Here is a 16888-nt window from a genome sequence, read left to right on the forward strand (position 1 = left end):
CGCCACATCGATTGAGAGTAAATCAGGTTGCTTCAGCTGTCGTTGTCAGATTTTGCCAGATAAGATCTTTCAACTCCGTGAGGCCACGCTGACTAACCGAGGATATGAACGTGACCGGCACTTTTTTCGGTAAATCTTCTTTCAGAAGCGCCAGGGCTTCTTCATTTTCCAATAAATCAATTTTGGTGATGGCCAGCAGCCGCTTTTTATCCATTAACTCCGGATTGTAGGCGTGTAGCTCATCGAGCAGCGTATTATACTCCTGTCGAATGTTGTCGCTGGTAGCCGGTACCAGAAACAGCAGGATCGAGTTTCGCTCGATGTGACGCAGGAAACGCAGCCCCAGCCCTTTACCCTGTGAGGCTCCTTCAATAATGCCCGGAATGTCGGCCATTACGAATGATTTGAAGTCTCTATATGCTACGACCCCCAAATTGGGGACAAGCGTTGTAAATGGATAGTCGGCAATTTCGGGTCGGGCTGCCGAAACAGCGGATAAAAGGGTAGACTTACCGGCGTTAGGAAAGCCTACCAGTCCTACGTCGGCCAGGAGTTTCAGTTCCAGTACCACCCAGGCTTCCTGCCCGGCCTCGCCCGGCTGGGCATAGTGCGGAGCTTGCTGGGTAGCTGATTTAAAGTGGTCGTTACCCAACCCACCCCGGCCGCCCGGCAGCAGAATTAGTTCCTGACTATCTTCAGTTATCTCGGCCAACTTTTCGCCGGTGTCCGGATCGCGGGCAATGGTACCCAGCGGTACTTCCAGAAAAACATCTTCGCCCTGCTGGCCGCTCCGACGGCCACCTTCGCCGGCTGTGCCGTTCTCGGCTTTGACGTGTTTCCGGTATTTAAGGTGAAGCAACGTCCAGAGTTGTGCATTGCCTTTCAGGATAATGTGCCCGCCACGGCCCCCATCGCCCCCGTCAGGACCACCTTTAGGAACGTGCTTTTCGCGCCGAAAATGAACTGAACCAGCACCGCCTGCTCCTGAACGGCAGTTTATTTTAACGTAGTCAATGAAGTTTGATGAAGCCATACGAATTGCTTTCCTGAACTTAAGACCGATCAGGTTGGCGGGGTCACGCTGTTTTTGTAACAGCTGTTTCAATATTCTGGCAGATCAGTTCGAAAATCTCGCCGATCTCACCAATGCCGTCAACGGCTATGTATTTCTGTTGCTGATTATAATAATCGGCTACGGGTGCGGTTTCGCTGTTGTATACGCTAACGCGTCGGCGAGCGGTTGTTTCGTCCCGATCGTCGGGTCTGCCTGACGTTTCGCCCCGTTTCAGCAGTCGACGAATCAGTTCGGCATCGTCAACGACCAGCGCAATCATGGTAGTGATCTGCGTATTGTACTGAGCCAGTAACTGGTCAAGTGCCTGCGCCTGCGGCACCGTTCTCGGAAAACCGTCGAAAATAAAGCCAGCGGCCTCCTGGTTCTCCCGGAGTTTATAGTCGATCATGCCGATCACCACTTCGTCTGGTACTAACAGGCCCTGGTCCATCAACTGCTTGGCCCGCATGCCCAGCTCCGTACCGGCTGCAATCTGCGAGCGGAGAAGATCTCCTGTAGACAGATGTACTAAGTTGTATTTCTGAATTAACTTCTCACTTTGGGTACCTTTTCCGGCACCCGGTGGGCCAAACAGTACAAGGTTAAGCATACGGCCTTACGGGGTAGTGTCGTTCTGTAAAAAATTGCGCCCGCAAAGTTACGATAGCCCCTTAGAAAATAATAACCTACAGGCTTCAGCGCTAAGGGTATTTATTTTCTGGATAAAGAAAAAGGCGCAGACAACTTGCCTGCGCCTTTTTCTTTGTGTATGAAAGCGGACTACTTACTGGCCGAACTCTTCTTGGCCGGTGCTTTCGTAGCCGGTTTTGCACCCGGTCGGGTCGTTGGCGTCGGAGCTACTTTAGGTCCTTCCAGCGCCTTCTTAACATCTGCATCATTCGGATTCAGCTCCAGTACCTTGTCGAAATATTCTTTTGCTTTAGCATCATCCTTCTTGGCAATGTTGAAGCCTGCCAGTGCTTTGTAGGCGGTGATCAGGTAACGCTTGTAATCCGTTTTGTCCGTTGAGTCAGGCGCAGTGGCTTGCTCGATGAACTTCTGGTAGATCGGCGTAGCTGCTTCGCCAGCCTTGATCGGATCGGAAGCGTTGGCGTAGTAAAGCGACTGAGCGCGGTAGTAATAAGCCAGCGGATACTTCTTACCGTCTGCTTCGATCTTCTGCGACATCTGAGCAAAGGCTGAATCAGCACGCAGGTAATACGACTGTTTTACCTGCGGAATAGCAGCCGAATCGACCGGGGCTGCCAGGCTATCCCGACCTACGCGCGGAGCATACTGGTAGTTAGCCAGACCCAGCCACAGGTAATCATTGTTCTGCGGCTTTTTGTCGTTCTGGATCGTCTTGGTGTAGTAATCAGCTGCTTTGTCATACCGCTTCATATCGTAATATTTCTTGGCGATATCGCGGTATAGGTTCTCAGTGGTATCCTGAGTAGCTGCTTTTTCCAGGTTTACAATGCTAAGCGAGTCAGCTTCCGGAGTGTTCAGCAAGCCATACGAACGACCCAGATATTTGTAATCGTCGTAGATTACTTTGTTGGGAGCCGACGAAATAAACCGGTTCAGCGCGTCTACCGACTGCTGAGGCTGGTTCAGACCGTAGTAAGCCCAACCGTACATCCGGTCAGCGATCGGGTTGTTTACTTTCCCCTTCAGCTGATCGAGGTAGGTGGTAGCTCCCTGATAATCCTGAGCCAGGAAGCGGTAACGAGCTACGTCGAGTAAGCGCTCGGGATCGTTCGTGCCGCTTTTCTGTACGTACAGCTCATAGTTTTGGGCTGCACTCTTATAGGCCCGTGAGTTAGCCAGCGCATCGGCATATGCCAGATAGGTTGGCGCAAACTCTGGATCATTCTGGATGGCCAGTTTGAAATACTCTTGAGCTTTGGTATAGTTTTTGCCGCGCAGGTAAAGCCGACCAATCTTGTAGTTGGCTTCAGCCAGGTTGGGGCTAACGGCCAACGCGTTCTCGTATTTCGTGATGGCGTTACCACCGTCATTTTTCAGGAAATACGCGTCGCCAAGCAGCATTTCGATCTCGGCGTTCTCATTCTTTTTGTCTTTCTCATCAGCAATGGTCAGCAGACGCAGAGCCTCGGCTGGATCATTGGTTTCAGAAAGCGTATACATTTCGCCGGCACGAATCAGAACATCCTGGTTCTTGCTTTTGGTTTGCGAAACAGCGTTATCGATCAGCGTTTTGGCCGTTGCCCGGTCTTTCTTCGCCAGCGCGACCCCGGCCAGACCAATATTATTGAGCTGGTTTTTACCGTCGGCCGCTGCGCCTTTCTCGAAAGCAGCTTTTGCTTTATCAATCTGACCGGTACGCAGGTAAAAATAGCCGAGGTAAAACTGGTTATCGGCCGTAGGGGCACTCGATGCCAGTTGGGTCAGCGTTTGTTCCGCCTTCGGAAAACGGTCAGCTTCTATGTCCTTTAGCGCTGTCTGAACATCCTGCGCTACCACCGGAGCAGTTAAGGACGCTCCTGCGAACAAGATGGTGAACAGCAGTTTCTTTGGGGTGTTCATCATGTATTTCAGGTTGGTAATGGGAAAAAGTACTTCGTGTTTAGTTAACATAAGGCAAAACTAAAAAATTGCACACAAACCGAAAAACTTAGACTTAGTTTGTCTATTTAGTTGAGTTGCCAAACAATAGACTGTTTTCCGAGCAAAAGGTTTTACTTACCGATTAAACGTTAAGAACAATAGCCTCAGAAGCCAGAAATCCACTTTTTAGGTGCAGAGCAGCTGTGCCGGTCAGCTGGTTTTTTACTGGCTTCATTTTCGTGAAACCTACTATTTCAGCTGATGATAAAAAGGGTGATTTTCCACATCGACCCGCCAGAAGCCGATCTCTCAACCTACAACCTGGGCCCCCTGAGGCCATCCCGCCTTAGGCTTTCCGACTATGACTTTTTCAGATTTATCTCGCGGTTATACGGGATCGTAGGCCAAAGTCCGAGTTTGTAAATGATCAGCGAACCGGCATCCCGCGCCACGTAGTTTATCAGGCCTCCGCCCAAACCCGGATGTGCTTCCCGGCTAAGTACGTAAACCGGCCGACGGAGAGGGTAGCGCAACATACCCAGATCTTCCTGAAACGGCTGATAATAATCAGACCGCTGCGTAGGATTGGGTTTGTCAGAAACTCCTACAACCCGCAGATCGCGCGATAACTCGGCCGTAAGGGGCTCGTCGCCGTCGCTGATCCAGTTCACACCGATAAAACCGAGTGCCGACGGATTTTTACGAACAAAATCGATGACCTCCCGGTTCGATCGGGTCGTAAAGATGCGCAGTTTGCTTACGTCGCTTATGTTAAATTTAGCCAGTACCGATGCCAGGTTGCTGGAGTTATTATTGTCAAATACCAGCGTAATCGGGCTGGACTGGTTTCCGCCTTTCAGCTGCGACCAATCTTTTATCTGACCCAGGAAAAGACGTTGCAGTTCGTTCATGGTTATCAGGCTATCGGTATTGGCCCGGTTGATGATTAGCGCTACGCCGTCGGTGGCAATCTTGGTCGTACTGCCCTTGATCTTTAGTTGGTTGAGTACGCCCCGCTCGTTCGGTTTTAGCGTCCGGGTGGTAAAAGCAATCCGGGCGCTGTCGCGGAGCATCATGTTGATCGCTTCCTGCTCTGGTCTGAAAACGATTTTGAAATGCGCGTCGGGGTAGATTCCGGAGTAGGCGGAAGTAAGCTGCGTAACCAGTGGGCGAAACGATTCGTCAGCCGCCACGGTAATGGTGCCCCGTGCCGGATTGTCGAGCTTGGTGGCTTCGTTCGTACAGCCGAACAGCATCGTCAGGAAACCGCCCAGCCAAAGAAGGTGCTTAATCATGTCCCTGAAAACGTTGATAGGCGCGATAGGCTCTGAAAATACCATAGATAAGCAACAGTGTGGCCATTCCGTACCGGAGAGGGCCCGGCTCGGGGAACACGCCAAAAGACTGAGAGGAGGCTATCAGTGCGATGCCTCCTCCCATGTATGCCAGCGAAGCCAGCACTGCGATGTACAGTGTTAGCTGCGCCAGACCACGATTTCGTCCGCGCATGTTGGTTTATTCCAGCGTGAAGTTGATCGGTAGGTTATACTTTACCCGAACCGGACGACCCGACTGTTTACCGGGACGCCATTTCGGCATGCTTTTTACCACGCGGGTTGCTTCCTCGTCGGTACCGAAGCCCAACCCTTTCAGCACCTGAACATCCTGAATACTACCGTCGGTGTTAACAACGAAGCTTACGAATACCCGACCCGATACGTTTGCACGCTGAGCCGCGGCCGGATATCGCAGGTTTTTCTGCAGGAACTGACCAAGAGCGGCCATACCACCCTGAAATTCGGGCTGCTGTTCAACCACCGTAAAGATTTCTTCTTCTTTGGGGGCTGCTTCAACGGCTACCTCTACCTTGGTTGGACCGGCACTCGCTTCGGGGGCAGCAATTACCTCTTCAGCGTTGGGATCACCTTCCTGGGTTTTTTCGGCAGCTACGGCTTCTTTCAGCTCTTCAACGGCCGGCGGTGGCGTTTCTTCGGGGACTTCCTCGTCGGGCTTAACTTCCGGCGGCAGGAATTTAACCGTGTTCACCTTCGGCACTTCTACCGGCGGTGGTGGCGGTGGCGGAGGTTCGTTAGGGTCAATGGGTGGGGGGGGGAGCTTCATCAGGTCCACCTCAACCATTGCCTGTTCTTCAACTTCCGGAGTCAGGGCTGTAATAATCGTTGGGGCCAGTACGCCAAGCGTAAACAGCACACCACCGATAATTAACGCACGGGTAACGGTCTTCGGATATGCTTTCCGCAGATCGTACGCACCATACGCCTGGTTCCGGTTGGCAAACACTATATCATCCAGTGTTGCGTTTTTGGGAGTTTCTGCCATGGTGTTATGCGTCTATTTTAACTTTGTCTTTGAGAAGGGTTTTCTCATCCGGAGTCAACTGGTCAACCAGGGCATACCGTTTGGTTTTCGTAATGGCCATCTCATCCAGTACGTCGACCATGTTTTTGTAGGTCGACTCTTTGGTTGGCTTGATAACCACGACAAATTTGTCTCCACCTACTTTGCGGGCATTTTCCTGAATGGCCTGCCGGAATTCATACCCGTAGCCAACCGTTTTTACTTCTGGTTCTTCGTTAGCCGCTTTACCGAAAATGTAATGCGCCTTATTGTCTTTGCCCAGGAAAACGGTCATTACGTTAGAAGCCTTGATAGGCTCCGTTTCCTCTTGTTTGGTTTTATCTGGCACGTTGAGCGTCATCGAAGATGGCTTGCTCAGGGTGGTAGCCAGGATGAAGAATGTGATCAGCAGGAAGCCCAGGTCAACCATCGGCGTCATATCAACGCGGGTCGACTGTTTCTTGGACCGTACCTTACCACCATCATGTCCACCACCACCGCCAGTGTTAATTTCTGCCATGGCTTATTTGGTTTTCGGTTTACAGCTTACGGCCCTGGCTATCGATGTGCCAGGTACCGTAAACTGTAGACGTTGTTAGTCTGCCTTCCAACCAGCCGGGGGCGCTTCCGTGCCCGTGATCAGGTTGAATTTGTTGATATTCTGCGCCTGGAGCGTAGCCAACACATTCTTGAACTCCGGAAACTTGGCGAGGTTATCCCCCTTCAGAGCGATCCGCAGGTCGTTATTGGCCTTTCTTGAGTTGAACACCCAATCTTTCAGTTCATTGTTTGCACCGGCACCGGTCGAATCGGTCGGAATACCTGGCTGCTTGATCTTTGCCTGCTGTTCTTTCGACAGGTTCAGATACTGCTTCAACTGCGCGATGGGCATACCGAAGTTTGACATCAGAGCAAACTCTTTTTTCTCATTTGGCGAGAAGGTAATGCCTTTGGCAGCCGCGACATTCTCCAGCATTTCCATGCGTTCCTGCTGGTTGTCGATACCGAAATAAACCTTGCCGTCTTTACCCAGGCCGATGGTCATGATATTCTTATCAGGGACTTTGATCCCGGAGATCGACGAAGGGGTTTCAATGCTGGCGGCATCCTGGGCCCGGAACTGGGCAGTCAGAATAAAGAACGTCAGCAACAGGAACGCCACATCAGTCATCGCCGTCATGTCCACCGAAGAACTAGCACGTTTGATTTTAACTGCTGGCATGTTTTAATCTGTTTCTGCGAATCTGCTGGGCAGACTGGCTAATGAAAACGTCACCTTAAGCGCGTATGGCCTAGTAGTGAGCTGCAAAATTCTGTTGGATGCTCAGACCGATCTCGTCGATGTTGTAGGTCAGTACGTCGATCCGGCTGGTGAAGTACGAGTACATGATCGTAGCGATAGCCGCCGTACCGATACCCAGAGCCGTGTTTACAAGGGCTTCCGAGATACCCGTCGACAGAGCGGCCGTATCAGGCTGGCCGGTAGCACCCATAGCTGCGAAAGCGCGGATCATACCAAGTACCGTACCGAGCAGGGCGATCAGCGTCGAAACCGAAGCCAGCGTGGCAATGATCGTCAGGTTCTTCTCGAGCATGGGCAGTTCAAGCGTCGTAGCTTCTTCTACTTCTTTTTGCAGGGCAACCAGTTTTTGTTCTTTGTTCAGTTCGGTATCGGTCGACAGCTGCTGGTATTTCAGCAGGGCAGTTTTTACTACGTTACCGATCGAACCTTTTTGACGATCGCACTCGGCAATAGCGCCCGATACGTCGTTGCGGTCGAGTTGGCTCTTCACCTTCCGAACGAAGTCATCAATCGAACCTGAGCCATTGGCACGGCCGATAGTAATGAAGCGCTCAATCGAGAACACCAACACCGTCAGGAAACATGTGAACAGGATTGGCACGATAAAGCCTCCTTTGTACACGGTCCCGAAGTAATCGCCTGGGAGCGGCTCTTTCGTATTGTCGCCTTCCTGGAAGTGGCTACCATCGCCGAAGACAAACATGTACGTCAGGATACCGATCAACAGCAGAACCGGAATCACGAGTGCTGGATTCAGACCGCCCGACTTCTTCTTAGGTGCAGCTGCTTTGGCTGGTGCTGGAGAGGGTGTTTGTGTTTTCATTGGAACTGGACTGTAGGGTTAAAATTGAAAGTTGGTTTGCCCGGTAAAAAAAGTGAAAATTTTAGATTGTTTGGGTTTTGTCAGTCAAAAATTTGACCGCAAGCGATCGAAACCTCCACAAAACTATAGTTTTTCCGATGAATACAACGCATTCCTATTATCCAAAATTTTCATTTTAATGGCAATCCATCAACAAATACTTGGATATATTCGACTGACTACAAATGCTCCTGAATGACCCTCTCCTGCGGTAAAGCCTTGTTTTTCAACCGTCCGAAGTACGATTGTATGGCTATGAGTGAGCTACATTCAACGGGTTTGGGCGGGGCTCTCTTCATAAAATAATTGTTAAGGTTGCTGCTCCCTACTCGTTTGTCCAGCCAGAGCTATGCCTTTTAGATGCGTATTGGTATCAGAATCCATACGGTGTACCCTATATTTTTTTGCAGAAGCGTTGTCTGTAACGGGCACAATGGCCCGGAGGCAGGTTTGTGACTGTAAAAAGTGGATATTCTCTCCGGCTCAGATGACGAATTGCAAACGGCGCAGTCTAACAACTTTAACCCTACTTTAACCCGAACTAAACGTCATCTTAATCTGGTAACGAGATGTTTGTATCGTCAAAAGAAACAGGAGTTTCACTCTCCCCATCATTCCCAAACCATTCATTGGAAACGACCATGAGCAGCTATCGCACCACCACCATTACTGTTTTTATTGTTTTTGCCGGCTTGATGGGTTTGGCACTACTGCCGGGGCTGTCTATACCGTTGATTGGTAAACTGGTAGCCGTACTTCTGTCGGTTGTGCTGGTAGCTCATGCCGCGTTGTCGTTATGGCAGGGGACCAATCTGGCTACCGACCTGATCGATTACGAACCGGTGCAGGCAGGGCGTACCGAGTAAGCCTGGTCAAGTTTATTATAGATTGTGAAAGAGGCACCTACGGGTGCCTTTTTTTGACCTTAGAGAACGTTACGCAGAAGGCGGAACGGGGCTGGACACAAAAAAAGCCAATCGGATCGATTGGCTTTTGACTAAGTCGGGATGGCGGGATTCGAACCCACGACCTCTTGCACCCCATGCAAGCACGCTACCAGGCTGCGCCACATCCCGAATGAGGTCTGCAAAGGTAATTAATAAAGCCAAATGCGCAATGGATATTGAGCGATACTCATCAATATCCATTGCGCATTTGGCTTTATTCAGGCTTTACTCATTCCGACCGGTACCCTGTACGGCAGGTGGTGGCGTAGTACGCCGTTGCTGCTGCATGGGGTTCGGGGGCGCTCCTCCACCCCGTTGCTGTTGCTTAAACAGCTGAAAGCGGGTCGGTTGCGACGAACGCGGAAACGAGTTGTTTTCGGTATCAATGTCGGCGATCTCCTGATAGGGGTCCAGCGTCCACTGGGTCACTTTCTTGCTGGTAGCAACGACTTTCCGGATTTGTACATCGTTGAAGCGCCAGATCTCGGCCGGGAAACGGGCCACCGAGTCGGTGCCGTCCTCGAACTGCATCCGTACGATCACAGGCATGGGCACGCCCCCCTTGTTTTTCAGCGAGAGTGTATAGAAGTTGGTCTTCGTATTGGTTTCGAGCGTTTTGCGCTCGTCCTCGCTCAGCGTAGCCAGGTAATCCTGATACTTCTTTTTGTCAGCATCGGTAACGGCGTAGGGGTCATAGGAGTTGTAGAAATCCTTCATGGTGCTGTCCTGAGCTACCACGGTCTGGTCTTTGGTAGCCGCATCGCGCTGTTTGCTGATGGTGTTGGCCCGGCGCTGGGCGGCTTCACGAGCGGCTGCTTTGGCTACAACCGGGTCCTGATTATCGACCTGGAACCAGTCTACCTCTACCAAATCCTGATCAACCGGTTCAACGCCGTAGAACCAGCCTTTCCAGAACCAGTCGAGGTCAACACCCGAGGCATCTTCCATAGTCCGGAAAAAATCAGCTGGCTCAGGGCTCTTGAAGGCCCACCGGCGTGCGTATTCCTTGAAGGCGTAGTCGAAGAGTTCGCGGCCCATGACCGTCTCGCGCAGGATGTTGAGCGCCGTAGCTGGCTTGGCATAGGCGTTGGGCCCGAGGCTGATAACGTTGTCGGAACTGGTCATGATGGGCGACAGTACCGACTTGTCAGACTTCATGTAGTCGACGATCTGTTGCGGCTCACCCCGGCTTGTCGGGAAGTTATAATCCCATTCTTTTTCGGCCAGATACTGACAGAACGTGTTCAACCCTTCGTCCATCCAGGTCCACTGGCGCTCGTCGGAGTTGACGATCATGGGGAAGAAGTTATGCCCCACTTCGTGAATAATTACGCCAATCATACCGGCTTTGGTGCGCTCGGAGTACGTGCCATCGGGCTCGGGCCGACCGCCGTTGAACGAGATCATGGGGTATTCCATGCCGCCACCTGCCGTAGCATGACACGAGATTGCCACCGGGTACGGATACTTGATCGTGCGATTACCGTACGATTTGAGCGTATGTTCTACGACGCGGGTTGAGTACTGACCCCAGAGCGGGTTTCCTTCTTTCGAATAGAACGACATGCTCCAGATTTTACGACCGTCGCCATAGACGTCGGTTTGCATGGCGTCCCAGATGAATTTACGGCTGCTGGCAAACGCAAAATCACGTACGTTGTCGGCTTTGTAAATCCAGGTCTTCTTCGCTTTTACGTCGGTTGGTTTCGCTTTTTCGGCGGCTTCGGCTTCGGCCTGGGTTACGATGACAACCGGCGTTTTCGAGTTTGCGGCCTGGGCCATGCGTTTTTGCTGAGCCGCCGTCAGGACTTGCTTGTAGTTCTGGCATTCGCCGGTCGAGCCGACGATGTGATCGGCCGGGGCGGTGATGGCTACTTTGTAGTTCCCGAAGATGAGGGTAAACTCACCCTGGCCTAGAAACTGCTTGTTCTGCCAGCCATTTACGTCGCTGTAGGCGCACAAACGCGGAAACCAGTGGGCAATGAAGTAGTTAGAGTTGCCGTCTTTCGGGAAAAACTCGTAGCCACTGCGGCCGTAGTACTCCGTAATGAAGTAGTTCCAGTCAATGTTGAATGAGTAACTCGTGCCTGGCTTGAGGGGGGCCGGCAGGTCGATACGCATCATGGTCTGGTTGATCGTGTACTTCAGGGGCGTGCGTGATTTGGCATCGGTAACGGCCGTGATCTTGTAGCCGTACTTGTCGGTGGCCTGGGTGTTGCTCCGCTCACGCACCGAGGTCAGGTTCTGTAACTGGGCGAAACTCATGCCGTTTTCGCTCACGCCACCGGTGCGGGTTACGCTGCCGGTCGAACCTTTGGCAAACAGGTTCTGATCGAGCTGAAGCCAGATGTAAGGCAGTACGTCGGTCGAGTTGTTGTGATACGTAACTGTTTCAGAGCCGATGATCTTCTGATTCGCATCGTCCAGTTCGACCTTGATGTCGTAGTCGGCGCGGTTCTGGAAGTAATCTTTGCCGGGAGCGCCCGCTGCCGTACGGAAGGTGTTGGGTGTTGGGAGCATGGGCCCGAGCTGCTCAAAACGCGAGTTAGCGTTCTGTGTCGGAGCGGGTTGCTGCGCCAGTACGGTTGCCGACCAGAGGGCCAGGCAGGAAAGAAGGATTTTTCTCATAGTTTGCTGCAGGTTGTTTGGTTCTAGTTTCGGCCGCTTCCCTGAACGGCAGGACGCGGGGGTGTCGACTGGCTTTGGCGCTGTTGCTGCATAGGGTTCGGCGCGGTTGCGCCCCCTCCCCGCTGTTGCTTGAACAGCTGGAAACGGCTCGGCTCGGCCAGGGCCGGGAAGCTATTGTCGTCGGTATTGATGTCGGCAATTTCCCGATAAGGGTCCAGCGTCCACTGGGTCACTTTTTTGCTGGTGGTAATGACCTTTTTGATCTGTACATCGTTGAAGCGCCAGATCTCGGCCGGGAAACGGGCCACCGAGTCGGTTCCGTCTTCGAACTGCATCCGTACGATCACGGGCATGGGCACGCCCCCCTTGTTTTTCAGCGAGAGCGTATAAAAGTTGGTGCCCGCTTCGGCCAGTTTCTGCTCGTCGGGGGTGAGGGTGGCCAGGTAATCCTGATACTTCTTCTTGTCTTCGTCGGTAACGGCGTAGGGGTCGTAGGAGTTGTAGAAATCCCTCATGGTGCTGTCCTGAGCCACCACGGTCTGGTCTTTGGTAGCCGCATCGCGCTGTTTGCTGATGGTATTGGCCCGGCGCTGGGCAGCCGCCCGTGCTTCGGCCTTCGCCACTTCGGGGTTCTGGCTGGCGGGCTGAAACCAGTCTACCTTCACCAGCGACTGATCGACGGGCTGAACGCCGTAGAACCAGCCTTTCCAGAACCAGTCGAGGTCAACACCTGAGGCATCTTCCATGGTCCGGAAAAAATCGGCGGGCGTGGGCGATTTGAACATCCATCGGCGTGAATATTCCTTGAAGGCGTAGTCGAAGAGTTCGCGGCCCATGACCGTCTCGCGTAGGATGTTAAGCGCCGTGGCGGGTTTGCTGTAGGCGTTGGGACCAAAGGTGTTGGGCAGAATATTGTCGGAGCTGCTCATGATGGGCACCTGTTGGGTAGAGTCGAGCTGCATGTAGGGGACAATGTACTGCGGTTCGATACCCCGGGCCGGAAAATCGGGGTCCCACTCCAGACACGCCAGCCCTTCGAGGAAGCTGTTCAGCCCTTCATCCATCCAGGACCACTGGCGCTCGTCGGAGTTGACGATCATGGGGAAGAAGTTGTGTCCCACTTCGTGGATAACCACCGAAATCAGGAAGTTTTTGGTACCCTGCGAGTAGGTACCATCGGCCAGCGGACGGGCGCCGTTGAACGAAATCATGGGGTACTCCATACCGCCGATGGGGCCGTGTACGGAGTAGGCTACGGGATAGGGATAGTCGAACGTACGGCGCGAGTAGGAGCGCAGGGTATGCGCCACCAGCCGGGTCGAGTACTGGCCCCAGAGCGGATTGGCTTCTTTGGGGTAGAGCGACATGGCCCACACGCGCTTGCCACCTACGTTGGGCTGGAGGGCGTCCCAGATGAACTTACGGCTGGTTGCGAAGGCGAAATCGCGTACGTTATTGGCTTTGTAGATCCAGGTTTTCTTACCGGTTGGTTTGTCGTGCGCGACCCCGGCTTTTTCGGCGGCTTCGGCTTCGGCCTGGGTCACGATTTGTACCGGATTTTCGCCGGGCTTGTCACCTTTGGCTTTGGCACTGTTCCATCGGTTCAGCTGCGTAGCGGTCAGTACCTGCGAGGGGTTCTGAAGTTCACCGCTGGCGCCCACCACGTGATCGTTCGGAACGGTGATGGCGACTTTGTAATTGCCGAAGATGAGGGTAAACTCACCCTGCCCCAGAAACTGTTTGTTCTGCCAGCCGTTCGCGTCGTCGTAAGCGCAAAGCCGCGGAAACCATTGCGCTATCTCGTATACGTAGTTGCCGTCTTTCGGGAAGAACTCATAGCCCGAACGGGCTCCAACGGATTTGGCGTCAACGATGTTGAAATTCCAGTCGATTGCGAACGAAACCGACTTGCCGGGCGCCAGGGGCGTGGGCAGATCGATGCGCATCATGGTCTGGTTGATCGTATACTTCAGCGGTTTACCAGCCGCATCGCGTACCGATGTGATTTTATAGCCGTATTCTTTATTCCGCAGCGCAGCGCTGGGGTCCAGCTGGCCGGGCGACGCCCCCCGTTCGGCGTTGATGCTGTTGGTTTCAGTGGTGTTGCCGTCGGCATCGGGCTTGAACAGGTTCTGGTCGAGCTGCAGCCAGAGGTAGCGAAGAGCGTCGGACGAGTTGTTCTGATACGTGATGTTCTCCGAAGCCGTTATCCGTTGTTTGGTGTCGTCGAGTTCGGCTTTGATGTCATAGTCGGCGCGGTTCTGGAAGTAGTCTTTGCCGGGAGCGCCTGAAGCGGTACGGAAGGTATTGGGGGTGGGCAGCATAGGCCCAAGTTGCTCAAAACGGGTGTTGGCGTTCTGAGTTGGCGCTGATGGCGCCTGTGCCTGCGCCGTTGTGAATCCGATGGAAACACCGATCGCCAGCAAAATTATCTTTTGCATGAAGTGAGTTTATCAGAATTTGAATTAGGAGAGTAAAATTATAGAAAAAGCGCAATATGCCCATTGCGCTTTTTCTATATAGCCGTATATAATCACGGCGTTCAGCAGCCGCGCAACTACTTGCCCGCCACTAACTCATTGTTCAGAATCAGCGAAATAGCCATGCCGGCCACGATTCCTGAAACGACCAGTACCCACCGGAGTCGGCTCCGGCGAAGGATATCCAGCACCACAAAGGCAATGGCGAGTACGAGCGTTACGATGAGCAACTGGCCAAGCTCCAGCCCGATGTTAAACGCCAGCAGCGGCTGAACAATGCTGGCTTCGCGGCCGAGCAGGCTGCGCAGGTAGTTGGAGAAGCCCATGCCGTGGATCAGTCCAAAGACCAGAGCCAGGCCATACCGCCAGTAGCGATTGGGCGACTGGGCAGTGGGCTGCAGTCGGGAGCGGGGTTCCTGATAAAATAGATTGGTTAGAGCCGTAATCAGGATCGTAACCGGAATCAGCAGCTCGATGAGTGCCGTGCTGTAGTCGATCAGCTGTAAGGTGGCCAGGGCCAGCGTAATGGAGTGACCAATGGTGAAGGCGGTAACCAGCACCAGTACCTGCCGCCATTGCTGGAGGGTATAAACCGTACAGAGTGCAATCACGAACAGAATGTGGTCATAACCACCGGGATCGGTGATGTGGTCAAAACCCAGGCGCAGGTAGATGAAAAATTCGTCCATACTTACTTAAACCACTCGGCGTACATGACGTAATTGTTGGCGGTGCGATCAAAAATCTCGGCCTGTTCTGTAGAAACTGCTTTCAGAAAACGGGCAGGATTACCAGCATAAATGGAGCCGGGCGGAATAACCGTGTGCTGGGTGACGATGGCACCAGCCGCAATGATACTGCCCGTTCCGACCACCGCACCGTCCATGACGATAGCTCCCATGCCGATCAGGACCCGGTCTTCGATCGTGCAGCCGTGTACAACGGCGTTATGGGCAATACTGACCGAGTTACCAATGGTGGTGGCGTATTTCTGGTAGGTGCAGTGGATGACGGCTCCATCCTGAATATTGGTCCGGTTGCCAATGCGGATGCTGTTGACATCGCCCCGCACAACGGCGTTGAACCAGACTGTACAGTCATCTCCCATGGTTACGTCACCAATCAGGGTGGCGTTGTCGGCAAACCAGCAGTTGTTGCCGACCTGCGGCTCTATACCGCGTACAGGTTTAATCAAAGCCATGCGGCAAAGGTAGTTCCTGTAACGAAAAAAGCCGACTCCTGCGAGCCGGCTTCTTCCGGAGTTGTTTCTGGTTGATTACTTCTTCATTTTATCGACCAGCTTTTCGAGCGCTTCTTCAACGTCGTCGACAGAGCGGTTCACCTCGCGTTTTACTTTCTTGAAGTCGTCTTCGCCCGCCCGCTGCACTTTATAATACGAATCGGTTAGTTGACGGCGCTTGTCTTCGAGGTCTTTTACGCGGTCTTCCCGCTCCTTGCGCGCTTTCTTGCTTTCGCCTTTTACTTCTTCTTTGGCTTCATCGAGCTGGTCGTCCAGTTTGTCCATCTGCTCGTCAATTCGGTTGGCCAGGTCGCGCCGTTCGCGTTCAAAATCGCTGTCGTTGTCGCGATTCCGGCGGCTGTTGCGGTCGGTATCCCGGTCCGAACGATCGTCCATCCGGTCGCGGTTATTGCGATCGTCCCGGCGGTTGTTGGTCCGGCTGTCGTCGCGATCTCCGGCGTCGTTACGGTCGTTGCGACCGCTGAAAATACCGGCTATACCAGTGCGGCTATCCCGGTCGTCGCGGTTATCCCGATCGTTGTCGCGCTCATCCCGGCGGCTGTCACGTTCGTCATCCCGACGGTTGTCGCGATCGTCCCGACGATTATCTCGCTCGTCATCCCGGCGGCTATAACGATCGTTGTTGCGGTCGTCCCGGCGGTTATCCCGGTCATCGTAACGGTCGCGACTGCGCTGGTCGTCGTAGCGATCGTCTGAACGGCGGTCGCTGTACTGGTCACGGTCATCATACCGGCTACGATCTCGGTCGCTATAAGCGTTCCGATCATCGCGCGAGCGGTAGCTGTCGTTATCTGAACGGCTGCTGTATCGGTCACGATCATCCCGGCGGCTATCGCGATCATCGTACCGACTGCTGCGATCGTTATACCGATCGTCATCCCGGTCGTCGTATCGGCTGTCGTATCGGCTGTCGTTGCGGTCGTTATACTGACTGTTGCGATCGTCCCGATCATCCGATGAATAGCGGTTGTTATACGAGCTGCCTCCCGACATACGGCTCGGGCGGTCGTAGTCACTATCAGCATCGCGGTACCGGTTGTTGTACGAACGGCTGTTGCGGAAGTCGTTCTGGCTCAGCCGATCGTCATTCCGGTTGTTCCGGTTGCGACTAAAGATACCTTCGCCCCGGTCGTTGTCGCGATCATCGTCGCGGTCACGGTTAGAACGGTTGCGGTCGTTGTAGGCGGCTTGCCGATCGTTGCGATCGTCCTCGTCCCGACGGTAGTCGGCGGTTCGGCCGCGGGCGTTGCGGTCATTGCGTACCATTTCCTGCCGGCTGGCGTTCGAGTCACCATAAAGCCACCCTTCTACGGTGGCGCAGGAAGATAAACCTACGGTAGCAGCCAGCAGGGAGGCAACTACCCATGTCCTTCGTTTCATATCGTTGCGTTGAGTTTTGTTGGTAAGATCAGTCTACACAGGTC

Annotated in this window: 14 protein-coding genes and 1 tRNA gene; 1 reads left to right on the forward strand and 14 read right to left on the reverse strand. The window is 53.3% G+C overall.

Annotation, left to right across the window (positions count from 1 at the left end; genetic code table 11):
- Positions 1–22: 22 nt before the first annotated feature.
- The 8 genes from obgE to FBR45_RS14040 all read right to left on the reverse strand — a co-directional run bounded on the left by obgE (position 23) and on the right by FBR45_RS14040 (position 8109).
- On the reverse strand, positions 23–1033 hold the full coding sequence (gene obgE / locus FBR45_RS14000) for a GTPase ObgE (protein ID WP_138503998.1): 1011 nt from the start codon (positions 1031–1033) through the stop codon (positions 23–25).
- A gap of 43 nt (positions 1034–1076) precedes the next feature.
- Positions 1077–1664, reverse strand: coding sequence for an adenylate kinase (locus FBR45_RS14005; protein ID WP_138503379.1), 588 nt, complete (start codon positions 1662–1664; stop codon positions 1077–1079).
- Between the two features lie 170 nt (positions 1665–1834).
- On the reverse strand, positions 1835–3655 hold the full coding sequence (locus FBR45_RS14010; RefSeq protein ID WP_394344379.1) for a tetratricopeptide repeat protein: 1821 nt from the start codon (positions 3653–3655) through the stop codon (positions 1835–1837).
- 329 nt (positions 3656–3984) lie between these two features.
- On the reverse strand, positions 3985–4920 hold the full coding sequence (locus FBR45_RS14015) for a PstS family phosphate ABC transporter substrate-binding protein (RefSeq protein WP_138503381.1): 936 nt from the start codon (positions 4918–4920) through the stop codon (positions 3985–3987).
- A 220-nt stretch (positions 4921–5140) separates the two neighbouring features.
- Complete coding sequence (locus FBR45_RS14025) at positions 5141–5965, reverse strand: energy transducer TonB (protein ID WP_077923073.1); 825 nt, start codon at positions 5963–5965, stop codon at positions 5141–5143.
- A 4-nt stretch (positions 5966–5969) separates the two neighbouring features.
- The gene (locus FBR45_RS14030) at positions 5970–6503 is read right to left on the reverse strand and encodes an ExbD/TolR family protein (RefSeq protein WP_138503383.1); all 534 of its coding nucleotides are present in this window, start codon (positions 6501–6503) and stop codon (positions 5970–5972) included.
- A gap of 75 nt (positions 6504–6578) precedes the next feature.
- Positions 6579–7205 carry an ExbD/TolR family protein gene (locus tag FBR45_RS14035; protein WP_138503385.1) on the reverse strand — a complete coding sequence of 209 codons (627 nt, stop codon included), beginning with the start codon at positions 7203–7205 and terminating at the stop codon, positions 6579–6581.
- Between the two features lie 70 nt (positions 7206–7275).
- On the reverse strand, positions 7276–8109 hold the full coding sequence (locus tag FBR45_RS14040; RefSeq protein ID WP_077923076.1) for a MotA/TolQ/ExbB proton channel family protein: 834 nt from the start codon (positions 8107–8109) through the stop codon (positions 7276–7278).
- A gap of 680 nt (positions 8110–8789) precedes the next feature.
- On the opposite strand from FBR45_RS14040, the gene FBR45_RS14045 reads away from it, so the two are divergent.
- The gene (locus FBR45_RS14045; protein WP_171044894.1) at positions 8790–9014 is read left to right on the forward strand and encodes a hypothetical protein; all 225 of its coding nucleotides are present in this window, start codon (positions 8790–8792) and stop codon (positions 9012–9014) included.
- 136 nt (positions 9015–9150) lie between these two features.
- Here FBR45_RS14045 and FBR45_RS14050 read toward each other — a convergent pair.
- From FBR45_RS14050 to FBR45_RS14075, 6 genes are all read right to left on the reverse strand, one after another.
- Positions 9151–9224, reverse strand: a tRNA-Pro gene (locus FBR45_RS14050).
- A gap of 96 nt (positions 9225–9320) precedes the next feature.
- On the reverse strand, positions 9321–11723 hold the full coding sequence (locus FBR45_RS14055) for a M1 family metallopeptidase (RefSeq protein WP_138503388.1): 2403 nt from the start codon (positions 11721–11723) through the stop codon (positions 9321–9323).
- A 23-nt stretch (positions 11724–11746) separates the two neighbouring features.
- Complete coding sequence (locus tag FBR45_RS14060) at positions 11747–14164, reverse strand: M1 family metallopeptidase (protein ID WP_138503391.1); 2418 nt, start codon at positions 14162–14164, stop codon at positions 11747–11749.
- A gap of 116 nt (positions 14165–14280) precedes the next feature.
- Positions 14281–14892 (reverse strand): HupE/UreJ family protein, encoded by a 612-nt coding sequence (locus tag FBR45_RS14065; RefSeq protein WP_138503393.1) that lies wholly within the window; start codon positions 14890–14892, stop codon positions 14281–14283.
- A 2-nt stretch (positions 14893–14894) separates the two neighbouring features.
- Complete coding sequence (locus tag FBR45_RS14070) at positions 14895–15404, reverse strand: gamma carbonic anhydrase family protein (protein ID WP_138503395.1); 510 nt, start codon at positions 15402–15404, stop codon at positions 14895–14897.
- A 75-nt stretch (positions 15405–15479) separates the two neighbouring features.
- Complete coding sequence (locus tag FBR45_RS14075) at positions 15480–16844, reverse strand: sll1863 family stress response protein (RefSeq protein ID WP_138503397.1); 1365 nt, start codon at positions 16842–16844, stop codon at positions 15480–15482.
- Positions 16845–16888 lie beyond the last annotated feature (44 nt).

The sequence above is a fragment of the Spirosoma lacussanchae genome (assembly GCF_005870035.1).
Taxonomy (GTDB): Bacteria; Bacteroidota; Bacteroidia; order Cytophagales; family Spirosomataceae; genus Spirosoma; species Spirosoma lacussanchae.

Excerpts from the sequence above, each read along its gene's own strand:
- FBR45_RS14030 (WP_138503383.1), bottom strand. The coding sequence starts at position 6,503 with ATGGCAGAAATTAACACTGGCGGTGGTGGTGGACATGATGGTGGTAAG.
- FBR45_RS14025 (WP_077923073.1), bottom strand. The coding sequence starts at position 5,965 with ATGGCAGAAACTCCCAAAAACGCAACACTGGATGATATAGTGTTTGCC.
- FBR45_RS14075 (WP_138503397.1), bottom strand. The coding sequence starts at position 16,844 with ATGAAACGAAGGACATGGGTAGTTGCCTCCCTGCTGGCTGCTACCGTA.
- FBR45_RS14015 (WP_138503381.1), bottom strand. The coding sequence starts at position 4,920 with ATGATTAAGCACCTTCTTTGGCTGGGCGGTTTCCTGACGATGCTGTTC.
- FBR45_RS14060 (WP_138503391.1), bottom strand. The coding sequence starts at position 14,164 with ATGCAAAAGATAATTTTGCTGGCGATCGGTGTTTCCATCGGATTCACA.
- FBR45_RS14045 (WP_171044894.1), top strand. The coding sequence starts at position 8,790 with ATGAGCAGCTATCGCACCACCACCATTACTGTTTTTATTGTTTTTGCC.
- FBR45_RS14070 (WP_138503395.1), bottom strand. The coding sequence starts at position 15,404 with ATGGCTTTGATTAAACCTGTACGCGGTATAGAGCCGCAGGTCGGCAAC.
- FBR45_RS14005 (WP_138503379.1), bottom strand. The coding sequence starts at position 1,664 with ATGCTTAACCTTGTACTGTTTGGCCCACCGGGTGCCGGAAAAGGTACC.
- FBR45_RS14055 (WP_138503388.1), bottom strand. The coding sequence starts at position 11,723 with ATGAGAAAAATCCTTCTTTCCTGCCTGGCCCTCTGGTCGGCAACCGTA.
- FBR45_RS14010 (WP_394344379.1), bottom strand. The coding sequence starts at position 3,655 with ATGTTAACTAAACACGAAGTACTTTTTCCCATTACCAACCTGAAATAC.
- FBR45_RS14065 (WP_138503393.1), bottom strand. The coding sequence starts at position 14,892 with ATGGACGAATTTTTCATCTACCTGCGCCTGGGTTTTGACCACATCACC.
- FBR45_RS14035 (WP_138503385.1), bottom strand. The coding sequence starts at position 7,205 with ATGCCAGCAGTTAAAATCAAACGTGCTAGTTCTTCGGTGGACATGACG.
- FBR45_RS14040 (WP_077923076.1), bottom strand. The coding sequence starts at position 8,109 with ATGAAAACACAAACACCCTCTCCAGCACCAGCCAAAGCAGCTGCACCT.
- obgE (WP_138503998.1), bottom strand. The coding sequence starts at position 1,033 with ATGGCTTCATCAAACTTCATTGACTACGTTAAAATAAACTGCCGTTCA.